The following is a 9,226-nucleotide window of genomic DNA, read 5'->3' on the forward strand; positions in this document are numbered from 1 at the left end:
GGTCACGGGCGTGGCGACGCGCGACTGGGGCCGCTGCCGCGTCGACGCGACCGGGCTGGCGAAGCTCGACGGACCGCAGCGCCCGGTCGGACGGCTCTATCCCGACGCGACGACCCGGGGCGTGTTCCTCGGCGCGCTGGCGCTGGGCGACGAGACGCGGCCGCTGCGTCATGGCCGCGACGCCGATCGGGACCTGGCGGGCTGGGTGGAGCGGACGGGCGACACGAGCTGGCGCGTGGTGCTCCCCCGGCCGCGGTTCGAATCGACGCTGGACCTGCTGGAGCTGGAGGCGGCTCAGTAGGCCGGAGCGGCGGCGGCCGGCCGGTCGCCGATCGCCTGCCCCGGCGTGCTGGCGCTCGCCGGATCCGTCACCGTCGCCGCCGTCAGCGGCGGCAGCGCGGCGACATATGCTCGGCCGTGCTGGTTGACCTTGACCACCCGGCCGTCGTTCGCCGCCTCGACCGCGAGCAGGTAGGAGCGCGGGCGCTTCATTAACCCCGGCTGGTCGAGCCCCGCCAGCCCGACGATCCGCGCCGCCGCCTTGACGAAATGGACGCAGTTGCGGTTATTGAGGTTGTACCGCCCGTCGCCGGTCTTCTCGTCCCACGCCGCGATTAGCGCCAGCACTTCGGCATATTGCGCGTCGGTGAGCACGACGGCGAATTGCGCGTCGGAGGTGGCGACAAAGCCGGGCATTGACGGCTCCACCTCGCCCGGCACCGAGCCGAACAGCAGCGCCGGCGTCACCGATCTGGCGGTGAAGCCGTAATTGCCGTCCACCGGCGCCCCGCCCGCGTCGGGTACACCGCGCAAGGTGATGAACGCGTGCGGGAAGCTGTTACCGAGCTCGTGGCTCCAGAAGGTGAGCGTCACCGCCGCGCGGGCGGGCAGCGCTCCGGCGGCGAGGAGCAGCGCGATGAGCGGGCGGAGCAGGCGGCGCATGACGCCTCATACTCGCCGGGCGACCCGACGGCTAGGCGGGCGGCGCCGCGACCAGGGTGGCGTCCTCGCGCTTTTCCGGGCGGATATAGATGGACGACAGCTGCGGCAGCGTCCGCTTCAGCGTGCGCTCGATCTCCTCGATCAGCGCTTCGCCCTCGCCCATCGTGACATGGTCGTGAAAGTCGGCGCTGATCGCGACGAACACGGCGTCGGGCGCGGTGTGGATCGTGCGGACATGGTTGACGCTGGCGATCGCCGGATGATGATCGACCAGCCGGTACACCTCCGCGACGACGCCCGGCTCGGCGCGTTCGCCGATCAGCAGGCCCTTGCTCTCGCGCGCCAGCACCAGCGCCACCCCGGCAAGCACGCCGCCGATCGCGACGGACGCCCAGCCGTCCAGCGCCGGCCGGTTCCAGTGGTGGCTCGCCCACACGCCCGCGGCGGCGATCAGCAGCCCGACCAGCGCGGCCGAGTCCTCGAACAGCACCATGAACGCGGCCGGATCCTTGGACTGGCGGAACGACTGCCACCAGCCCTGATCGCCCTTGGCATGCGCGAACTCGCGCATCGCCATCACCCACGAGCCGCCCTCCATCGCGACGGAGATGGCGAGCACGACATAGGCCACCGTCGGCGAGCCGAGCGGCTCCGGCTCGGCGATATGCTTCCAGCCCTCATAGACGGAGATGCCCGCGCCCAGCGCGAAGATCAGCAACGCGACGATGAACGCCCAGAAATACAGTTCGCGCCCATAGCCGAACGGGTGCGCCGCGTCCGGCGGCCGCTTGGCGCGGTGCTGGCCATAGAGCAGCAGCACCTGGTTGAGGCTGTCGACGCAGGAATGGAACCCTTCGGACAGCATCGAGGAGGAGCCGGTGATCGCGGCCGCGACGAATTTGGCGACGCCGATCCCCAGATTGGCCGCGAGCGCGCCATACAGGACGACATTGGCGCGGAGCGTGTCGGAAAGGCTGGCCATCACCGCCGGTCATGGCCGGGGCGGGGGTGAGTGGCAAGGATTGCGACCCCATACCGGTCATGTTAGTACAAGTGTATGATCAAATCAGCCAAGCTTATCAAGGTCGGCAATTCGGTCGGCATCGTCGTGCCCAAGGAGGTGCTGACGCTGTTGCGAGCGCAGTTGGGCGATGCGGTGTGGTTCGTCGAACAACCGGGCGGTGTGGCGCTGCGCGCGCACGATCCGGCGTTCATGGAAGCGATGACGGCGGCGGAGGAGATCATGCGGGAGGACCGTGACATCCTGGCCGTGCTTGCCAAATGACGGCGGCTCTGGTGCCGCGCTTCCTCAGCGCGGAGCTGGCGCAGGCGGTCCATGATCGGCAGCTGGCGGAACATGGCGGCCTTGCCGGTGTCAAGGATGTCGGCCTGCTCGACTCGGCCATCGCTCGCCCGCTGAACAAGCATGGCTATGGTGAAGGGGACCTCTGCGCGCTGGCGGCGGCCTATGCGTTCGGCATCGCGCGCAACCATCCGTTCGCTGACGGCAACAAGCGGACCGCCTGGGTGATGGCGCGGCTGTTCCTGCGATTGAACGGCGTGACGCTCGCTTACGACAAGGCGGCAGCGATCCGGATGATGCTGGCGCTAGCGGCCGGCGATCTGCCCGAGGATGGCGTCACCGCGTGGTTCCGCGCGCATGTCGTGCCGGCCTGACCTCTCGCCAGGGATCGGGGAGGGGCGGCGGGGCGTTGCTGGTTCGTCATTTCGGGAGGACCGTCCACCATGCCGATCGCGCCGCTCGCCCTTCTCCTCCTCGCCGCCACAGGGCAGACCATGATAGACCCGCATGGCATCCGCGCGGGCGGGGTGCGGATCGACTCGGCCGGCGTGCATGCGCCGGGCGGCTCGGTGGGCGCGGGCGGCGTGCGCGGCGGCGGGGCCGGGCGGGGCACCACGATCCTGACCAACGGCGGCCATCGCTCGGTCGATTGCCGGAGCGGCACGCTGACGGTGAACGGAAATGGCAACACGCTTGACGTAGTGAACTGCGCGCGCGTGACCGTGGCGGGGAACGGCAACACGTTGACGATCCGCTTCTCGCTGCCGGCGCGGTTAGCGCTGGTCGGCAACCGCAACGACGTCAGCTGGCGCGCATCCAAGGGCACGCGCGTGTCCGCGTCCAATGTCGGGGCGCGCAACACGGTCCGGCGCACCGTTTGGTCGTGAGCAGGGGCTTACCGCGCGGCGGCCCAGAGCTGGGAGCGGCAGAACGGACCAAAGCAGCCCTTTACCTTCAGCGCCGTCCCGCCGCGCGCGACCTCTGCCCGATAGGTGCGGCCGCTTTCTGGATCGTAGATGCGGCCGCGCCAGCGGTCGGCGTCGGGGCGCAACGCGGCGAGGATGACCAGGCCGATGATGGGTCGGCCGCGCAGCGCCGGGTCGGGGTTGCGGGCGTCGACCTGCGGGCCGGGGCGCGGCTTCACCACGCGGACGATCCGGCCGCACAGCGCGGCACCGCAGGGCGCCACCTCGACCACCGCCTCGCCGCCGGGCGTCAGCCAGTGGCCCCCGATCGGCGCCGGCGCGGCGGCAAGCGCGGCCGCCGCGATCAGCGCGATCAAGCCGCCAGGTTCCGCAGGACGTAATGAAGGATGCCGCCGTTGAGGAAATACTCCAGCTCGTTGACCGTGTCGATGCGGCAGCGCGTCGCGAAGGTCTCGGACGTGCCGTCGGCGCGGGTCAACTTGACCTCGACTGGCTGGCGCGGGCGCAACCCGGCCACCTGATCTACGGTGAACGTCTCCGATCCATCGAGCTTCAGCGACTTGCGATCGACGCCGTCGGCGAACTGGAGGGGCAGCACGCCCATGCCGACTAGGTTGGAGCGATGGATCCGCTCGAAGCTCTCGGCGATCACGGCGCGGACGCCGAGCAGGTTGGTGCCCTTGGCAGCCCAGTCACGGGAAGAACCCGTGCCATATTCCTTGCCGGCGATCACGACCAGCGGCACGCCATCGGCCTTGTAGCGCATGGCGGCATCATAGATAGGCAGCACTTCTGACCCATTGCCGTAGCGGGTCATGCCGCCCTCGATGCCCGGCACCATCTCGTTGCGGATGCGGATGTTGGCGAAGGTGCCGCGGACCATCACCTGATCATTGCCGCGGCGCGCGCCATAGCTGTTGAAGTCGGCGCGCACGACCTGACGTTCCTGCAACCACTTGCCTGCCGGGCTGTCCGCCTTGATCGAGCCGGCGGGGCTGATGTGATCGGTGGTGATGCTGTCGCCCAGGATCGCCAGCGCGCGCGCGTCGCGGATGTCGGTGACGGGCGCCGGCGTCATCTCCATGCCGTCGAAATAAGGCGGGTTGGCGACATAGGTGGAGCCGGCGCGCCAGGTGTAGGTATCCGAGCCCGCGACGTCGATCGAGCGCCACTTCTCGTCGCCGGCATAGACGTTGCCGTAGCGCGAGCGGAACATGCCGTCGTCGATGTTCGCGGCCATCATCGTCGCGACCTCGTCGTTGGTGGGCCAGATGTCCTTGAGGTAGACGTCGGCACCGTCGCTGCCCTGGCCAATCGGGCATTCGGTCAAGTCCTCGGTCACCGTGCCCTTGATCGCATAGGCGACGACGAGCGGGGGCGAGGCCAGGAAATTGGCCCGGACGTCCGGGCTGACGCGGCCCTCGAAATTGCGGTTGCCCGACAGGACGCTGGCGGCGACCAGATCATGCGCGTTGATCGCGTCGCTGATCGGCTGCGGCAGCGGCCCCGAATTGCCGATGCAGGTGGTGCAGCCATAGCCGACCAAGTTGAACCCCATCGCGTTCAGGTCCTCGGTCAGCCCGGCGCGATCGAGATAGTCGGTGACGACCTGCGACCCCGGCGCGAGCGAGGTCTTGACCCAGGGCTTCGGCGTCAGGCCCAGCGCGCGTGCCTTGCGCGCCACCAGCCCGGCGGCGACGAGCACGGACGGGTTGGAGGTGTTGGTGCACGAGGTGATCGCGGCGATCACCACGTCGCCGTCGCCGATGTCGTGATCGCGGCCCTCGACGGGCACGCGGGCGTGGCCCTCGCGCTCGTAAAGCTTGACGAGGTCGCCGTTGAACACCTCGTCCACCTTGCTGAGCGACACCTTGTCCTGCGGGCGCTTGGGGCCCGCGAGGCTGGGCACGACCGAGCCCATGTCGAGCTCCAGCGTGTCGGTGAACAGCGGCTCGGGCGCGTCGGCGTGGCGCCAGAAGCCGTTTGCCTTGGCATAGGCCTCGACCAGCTCGATCGTCTCGGGCGCGCGGGCGGTGAGGCGCAGATATTCCATCGTGCGCTCGTCGATGGGAAAGAAGCCGCAGGTCGCGCCGTATTCGGGCGCCATGTTGGCGATCGTCGCGCGATCGGCGAGCGTCATCGCGGCGAGGCCGGGGCCGTAGAACTCGACGAAGCGGCCGACCACGCCCCTGGCGCGCAGCATCTGCGTGACGGTGAGCACCAAGTCGGTGGCGGTGATGCCCTCGGCCAGCGCGCCCGTCAGCTTGAAGCCGACCACTTCGGGGATGAGCATGGAGACGGGCTGGCCCAGCATCGCCGCCTCCGCCTCGATCCCGCCGACGCCCCAGCCGAGCACGCCCATGCCGTTGACCATCGTGGTATGGCTGTCGGTGCCGACCAGCGTGTCGGGATAGGCGATCTCGACGCCGTCCGGCGCGCCGCCCGCTTCCGGCGAGGACCAGACGCCGCGGCCGATATACTCCAGGTTCACCTGATGGCAGATGCCGGTGCCGGGCGGCACGACCTGAAAATTGTCGAGCGCCTTGGAGCCCCATTTCAGGAACTCGTAGCGCTCGCCGTTGCGCTGGTACTCCAGCTCCATATTGTCGTTGAGCGCCTTGGGCGTGCCGAACTCGTCGACCATGACGCTATGGTCGATGACGAGGTGGACGGGGACCTGCGGATTGATCTTGGCCGCGTCGCCGCCCAGCCCGGTGATCGCGTCGCGCATCGCCGCCAGGTCGACCACGCAGGGCACACCGGTGAAGTCCTGCATCAGCACGCGCGCGGGGCGATACTGGATCTCGCGATCGGAGCGGCGCTCCTGCTGCCAGTCGACGATCGCCTGGATGTCGGCGGCGGTGACGGTCTTGCCGTCCTCGAAGCGCAGCATGTTCTCCAGCAGCACGCGCATGGAGAAGGGAAGGCGGGAAATGTCGCCATATTTCTCCGCCGCCTTGGCGAGCGAAAAGTAATCGTAGCGCTTGCCACCGACATCGAGGGTGGCGCGGGCGCCGAGCGTGTCGTGGCCGATGGCGGTCATGCGATGGTCCTTACCCAGGTGCGCCCGCGAGGGGCGGCGGGAAGGCCTGCGCGCTCGCGGGAGAAGATGAAAGCAGTGCTTGCCCCGCGCCTTAGCAAGGGGGTGAGGGCGGGGGAAGGGGTGTGGTTGAGGTTTGAGCAAGGGTGGACTAAGTCCAGTGGACTAGATCAAGCGGAGCCGGCCCATGCTGACCGTCAACATCCATGACGCCAAGACCCGCCTGTCCGAGTTGATCGCGCGCGCGGTCGCCGGCGAGCCGTTCATCATCGCCAAGGCGGGCAAGCCGATGGTGAAGGTCGAGGCGCTGGCGGCGGCGGAGCAGCGAAAGCCGAATCCGATCGGGTTCGCGAAGGAGTGGCTGGTCCTGCCGGATGGCCCTGGCTTTCCAGAAGACCTGCCACCCGACGAGCAGGCGGAGCTGGAGCGGCTCTGGCATGACGGGTCGATCTTTCCGGAGGACCCGCGACGCGACGACGCCGCATGACGGCTTACCTGTTCGACACGCACCTGCTGCTGTGGTCGGCCGCCGGCGATCCGCGATTGCCGCGACGCGCGGCGGCCTTGATCGCGAGCGAGGCGCACGTGCGCCTCTTCAGCCCGGTCAGCATCGCTGAGATCGCGATCAAGTGGCAGCAACGGCGGCCGGACTTTCAGTTCGCGCCCGCGCGCATGCGCGCCGAGATGCTGGAGGAGGGTTATGTCGAGCTGCCGTTGACCAGTCTGCACGCGACTCGCATCGCCGATCTGTCGAGACTTCATGGCGACCCGTTCGATCGCCTGCTCGTCGCGCAGGCGCTGGCCGAAGGGGTGCCGTTCGTGACGGCGGACGCGGTCCTGGCGGGCTATCCGGGGCAGATCATGGTGGTGTGAGGCGGGAGGCGCTCGACACCTGGTCACCCGGCTACCTGAGTTGGCGGTCAAAAACAGGAAGACAATTGTCAGGGCGACAGCCATCCGAGGGCGCGGGCTACCACGGCCCGCGCGTCGTGCTGCAATGGTGGGCCGTGAGCGAATACCAACTGGTCGGTCGGCCATGCGACGATCTGTTTCAACGCCTCACGGGCGTGCTGGCGATCAACGAAGGCGTATCGGAACTTGCGGGGCACCCGAGGCTCCGGGGAGGTCAGCCCATCCAAGCGAGCGACCAACGAGCGCCAGCCAGTGAACCAGTCCCGGTCAAAATGCTGGATCAGGTCCGTGAACAAGACGGTGCGGCTGTGTTTGTGGAAGAACACCACTTCCGTCGTGATGAGGTTACCCCCGACCGTCACATGGTCGATCGCGCGTGACCACGGCGCGGCATCGTTGACCGGGATCGGAGTGAAGTTCAGGTCCTTACGCTTCTTGCGAAGTCGTAGTGGCGCGTGGAGCACGGCCCGAGGATAGGCGCGCTGCCATTCGGCGACGAAAAGATGATGCAGCGTGTTCGGGGCGATTAGCCAGCGGACGTCGCCGAGCGCATCGACCGCCGCCCGCAGCGCGTCCGTGAGCGCGATTGGCGACCAGATGAACAGCGTTCCGTCATCTAGCCGAATCGCGGCCATCTTGGTCGGATAGCGAAAGCCGGCGACCTCGACGACCGAACCGTTCGCCAGCCAGATGTCTGGTCCGAAGAGTTCAAGTATCTCGTGACTTGATCACGGATGACACCTATTTGCAATCAGACGACCGCAGCCGTCCGACACGCGCGGACGCCACGACCCCGTCCATGAGGCTCGATGATGCCTGCTCCCTGCACGCCGGGGCTCGAAGCGGCTGTTTGGGATGACGGAACCGCAATTGGGGTCCGCCGAGGACGCGAACCGCTTCGACCCCGGCTGGATCAGGTCATCGCGGTCGGGATCGAACGAAGCGCTGTCCTACGGTCCTGAACCCGCTCTACTTGTCCGGCCATCGCGAGTAGAAGGGGCATGGGGAGCAATCGCAAAACGATTTGACGTCGTCGCTTGGCGGCGTGGCCATGATGATATTATGACGCGCCATGATTTACGGTTGGTCGCCAGGGATCGGAGATCCGGACGTTCTGGGCTGGTTCACCGTCGCCGCTTATCTCGGCGCGGCGATCCTGTGCTTTCGGGCCGCGCCGATCAGCCGCGTGGGCAGGGGACGACGCAAGCGCCATTTCTGGCGGCTGCTGGGCGTCGCGTTCGTGTTGCTCGGCATCAACAAGCAGCTCGACCTGCAAACGCTGTTCACCGCGATCGGCCGGCATGCCGCTCAATCCGAGGGCTGGTATGCGGAGCGTCGTCCCGTCCAGAAGGAGTTCATCACCCTGATCACGGCGGTCGGCGGCGTTCTCGCTCTCGGTGTGCTGCTGTTCGTGCGCGATCTGGGCTGGGCCGCGCGCCTCGCCACGATGGGGCTGTGCTTCATCATCCTGTTCGTGATCGTCCGCGCCACGTCGTTCCACCATGTCGACGCCTTTCTGGGTTCCGAGTTCGGCGGCGTGAAGGCGAACCATCTGCTGGAGCTCGGCGGCATCGCCGTCGTCGCGGCCTCGGCGGCCGTCGCCATGCGCGACGCCACGCGTCGAGCGCCGCTGGCCGCACGAGCGAGGCGGTAGGATCGACGCTCGTGCCGGCGACGGTCGGGCGTCCGCGCCCGCCGCGATCGGCGACCAACCGCTGTCCTACAGAAGCGGACCTGCTCTACCTGCCATGCCCTCATGATTCGAGGAGGGCGGCGATGGGCAAGGGTTGCCTGCGGTGGACGGCGGACACGGAGCGGGCGTTCCTGCTCGCGTTGCGCCAGACGGGGCAGGTGAAGCAGGCGGCGGCGGCGATCGGGCGGGCGACGGGAACGTGCCATCAGCGGCGCGACCGGTCGCCGGCGTTCGCGCAGGCCTGGGCCGCGACGGTCGCGGAGATGGAGCGCGAGAAGATCGAGGCGGGCGCCAGCGCGGGCGCCAAGCCCCGGTCGCTGACCCGGACCCGGGCGGATGGGTGGACGCAACAGAGCCAGCGCGCCTTCACGCGCGCGCTCGCCGACACCGGACGCTGGGGCGAGGCGGCG

Annotated in this window: 12 protein-coding genes and 1 pseudogene; 8 read left to right on the top strand and 5 right to left on the bottom strand. The window is 68.4% G+C overall.

Annotated elements, in window-relative coordinates:
* On the top strand, nucleotides 1-301 hold a 301-nt coding region (locus HUU95_RS02775), incomplete at its 5' end, for a DUF4893 domain-containing protein (RefSeq protein ID WP_174278704.1).
* On the opposite strand, the gene HUU95_RS02780 is transcribed toward HUU95_RS02775, so the two are convergent.
* Together HUU95_RS02780 and HUU95_RS02785 are read right to left on the bottom strand one after the other, a co-directional pair.
* Nucleotides 295-942 carry a hypothetical protein gene (locus HUU95_RS02780; RefSeq protein WP_254602583.1) on the bottom strand — a complete coding sequence of 216 codons (648 nt, stop codon included), beginning with the start codon at nucleotides 940-942 and terminating at the stop codon, nucleotides 295-297. The two genes, HUU95_RS02775 and HUU95_RS02780, sit on opposite strands and share 7 nt — an antisense overlap.
* 31 nt (nucleotides 943-973) lie before the next feature.
* Nucleotides 974-1,924: a cation diffusion facilitator family transporter gene (locus tag HUU95_RS02785; protein WP_174278705.1), complete on the bottom strand. Its 951-nt coding sequence runs from the start codon at nucleotides 1,922-1,924 to the stop codon at nucleotides 974-976.
* A 75-nt stretch (nucleotides 1,925-1,999) separates the two neighbouring features.
* Between HUU95_RS02785 and HUU95_RS02790 the strand changes: the two genes are divergently transcribed.
* The 3 genes from HUU95_RS02790 (at nucleotide 2,000) to HUU95_RS02800 (ending at nucleotide 3,132) form a co-directional block, all read left to right on the top strand.
* A complete protein-coding gene (locus tag HUU95_RS02790) occupies nucleotides 2,000-2,227 on the top strand; it encodes an AbrB/MazE/SpoVT family DNA-binding domain-containing protein (protein WP_174278706.1) in 228 nt (75 codons plus the stop codon).
* Complete coding sequence (locus tag HUU95_RS02795) at nucleotides 2,224-2,619, top strand: type II toxin-antitoxin system death-on-curing family toxin (RefSeq protein WP_174278707.1); 396 nt, start codon at nucleotides 2,224-2,226, stop codon at nucleotides 2,617-2,619. The genes HUU95_RS02790 and HUU95_RS02795 overlap by 4 nt, the downstream gene beginning before the upstream one ends.
* A gap of 69 nt (nucleotides 2,620-2,688) precedes the next feature.
* Complete coding sequence (locus HUU95_RS02800) at nucleotides 2,689-3,132, top strand: DUF3060 domain-containing protein (protein ID WP_174278708.1); 444 nt, start codon at nucleotides 2,689-2,691, stop codon at nucleotides 3,130-3,132.
* A gap of 8 nt (nucleotides 3,133-3,140) precedes the next feature.
* Here the strand turns inward: HUU95_RS02800 and HUU95_RS02805 are convergent, their stop codons facing one another.
* Nucleotides 3,141-3,527: a DUF2147 domain-containing protein gene (locus tag HUU95_RS02805; protein WP_174278709.1), complete on the bottom strand. Its 387-nt coding sequence runs from the start codon at nucleotides 3,525-3,527 to the stop codon at nucleotides 3,141-3,143.
* On the bottom strand, nucleotides 3,524-6,214 hold the full coding sequence (gene acnA, locus HUU95_RS02810; RefSeq protein ID WP_174278710.1) for an aconitate hydratase AcnA: 2,691 nt from the start codon (nucleotides 6,212-6,214) through the stop codon (nucleotides 3,524-3,526). Before acnA ends, HUU95_RS02805 begins: the two co-directional genes overlap by 4 nt.
* Before the next feature lie 184 nt (nucleotides 6,215-6,398).
* Between acnA and HUU95_RS02815 the strand changes: the two genes are divergently transcribed.
* Both HUU95_RS02815 and HUU95_RS02820 read left to right on the top strand, forming a co-directional pair.
* Nucleotides 6,399-6,698 carry a type II toxin-antitoxin system Phd/YefM family antitoxin gene (locus HUU95_RS02815; RefSeq protein WP_174278711.1) on the top strand — a complete coding sequence of 100 codons (300 nt, stop codon included), beginning with the start codon at nucleotides 6,399-6,401 and terminating at the stop codon, nucleotides 6,696-6,698.
* Nucleotides 6,695-7,084, top strand: a complete 390-nt coding sequence (locus HUU95_RS02820) for a type II toxin-antitoxin system VapC family toxin (RefSeq protein ID WP_174278712.1) — start codon at nucleotides 6,695-6,697, stop codon at nucleotides 7,082-7,084. The genes HUU95_RS02815 and HUU95_RS02820 overlap by 4 nt, the downstream gene beginning before the upstream one ends.
* A 68-nt stretch (nucleotides 7,085-7,152) precedes the next feature.
* Here HUU95_RS02820 and HUU95_RS02825 read toward each other — a convergent pair whose 3' ends face one another.
* Nucleotides 7,153-7,839 (bottom strand): DUF4336 domain-containing protein, encoded by a 687-nt coding sequence (locus HUU95_RS02825; protein WP_174278714.1) that lies wholly within the window; start codon nucleotides 7,837-7,839, stop codon nucleotides 7,153-7,155.
* Between the two features lie 356 nt (nucleotides 7,840-8,195).
* Between HUU95_RS02825 and HUU95_RS02830 the strand changes: the two genes are divergently transcribed.
* Both HUU95_RS02830 and HUU95_RS02835 read left to right on the top strand, forming a co-directional pair.
* The gene (locus tag HUU95_RS02830) at nucleotides 8,196-8,777 is read left to right on the top strand and encodes a hypothetical protein (RefSeq protein WP_174278713.1); all 582 of its coding nucleotides are present in this window, start codon (nucleotides 8,196-8,198) and stop codon (nucleotides 8,775-8,777) included.
* A gap of 122 nt (nucleotides 8,778-8,899) precedes the next feature.
* Nucleotides 8,900-9,226: pseudogene (locus tag HUU95_RS02835) on the top strand (hypothetical protein); the annotation flags it as partial.

Source organism: Sphingomonas bacterium (genome assembly GCF_903643065.1).
In the GTDB taxonomy this organism is placed as follows: Bacteria; Pseudomonadota; Alphaproteobacteria; order Sphingomonadales; family Sphingomonadaceae; genus Sphingomonas.

Excerpts from the sequence above, each read along its gene's own strand:
- HUU95_RS02780 (WP_254602583.1), bottom strand. The coding sequence starts at position 942 with ATGCGCCGCCTGCTCCGCCCGCTCATCGCGCTGCTCCTCGCCGCCGGA.
- HUU95_RS02785 (WP_174278705.1), bottom strand. The coding sequence starts at position 1,924 with ATGGCCAGCCTTTCCGACACGCTCCGCGCCAATGTCGTCCTGTATGGC.
- HUU95_RS02790 (WP_174278706.1), top strand. The coding sequence starts at position 2,000 with ATGATCAAATCAGCCAAGCTTATCAAGGTCGGCAATTCGGTCGGCATC.
- HUU95_RS02795 (WP_174278707.1), top strand. The coding sequence starts at position 2,224 with ATGACGGCGGCTCTGGTGCCGCGCTTCCTCAGCGCGGAGCTGGCGCAG.
- HUU95_RS02800 (WP_174278708.1), top strand. The coding sequence starts at position 2,689 with ATGCCGATCGCGCCGCTCGCCCTTCTCCTCCTCGCCGCCACAGGGCAG.
- acnA (WP_174278710.1), bottom strand. The coding sequence starts at position 6,214 with ATGACCGCCATCGGCCACGACACGCTCGGCGCCCGCGCCACCCTCGAT.
- HUU95_RS02815 (WP_174278711.1), top strand. The coding sequence starts at position 6,399 with ATGCTGACCGTCAACATCCATGACGCCAAGACCCGCCTGTCCGAGTTG.
- HUU95_RS02820 (WP_174278712.1), top strand. The coding sequence starts at position 6,695 with ATGACGGCTTACCTGTTCGACACGCACCTGCTGCTGTGGTCGGCCGCC.
- HUU95_RS02830 (WP_174278713.1), top strand. The coding sequence starts at position 8,196 with ATGATTTACGGTTGGTCGCCAGGGATCGGAGATCCGGACGTTCTGGGC.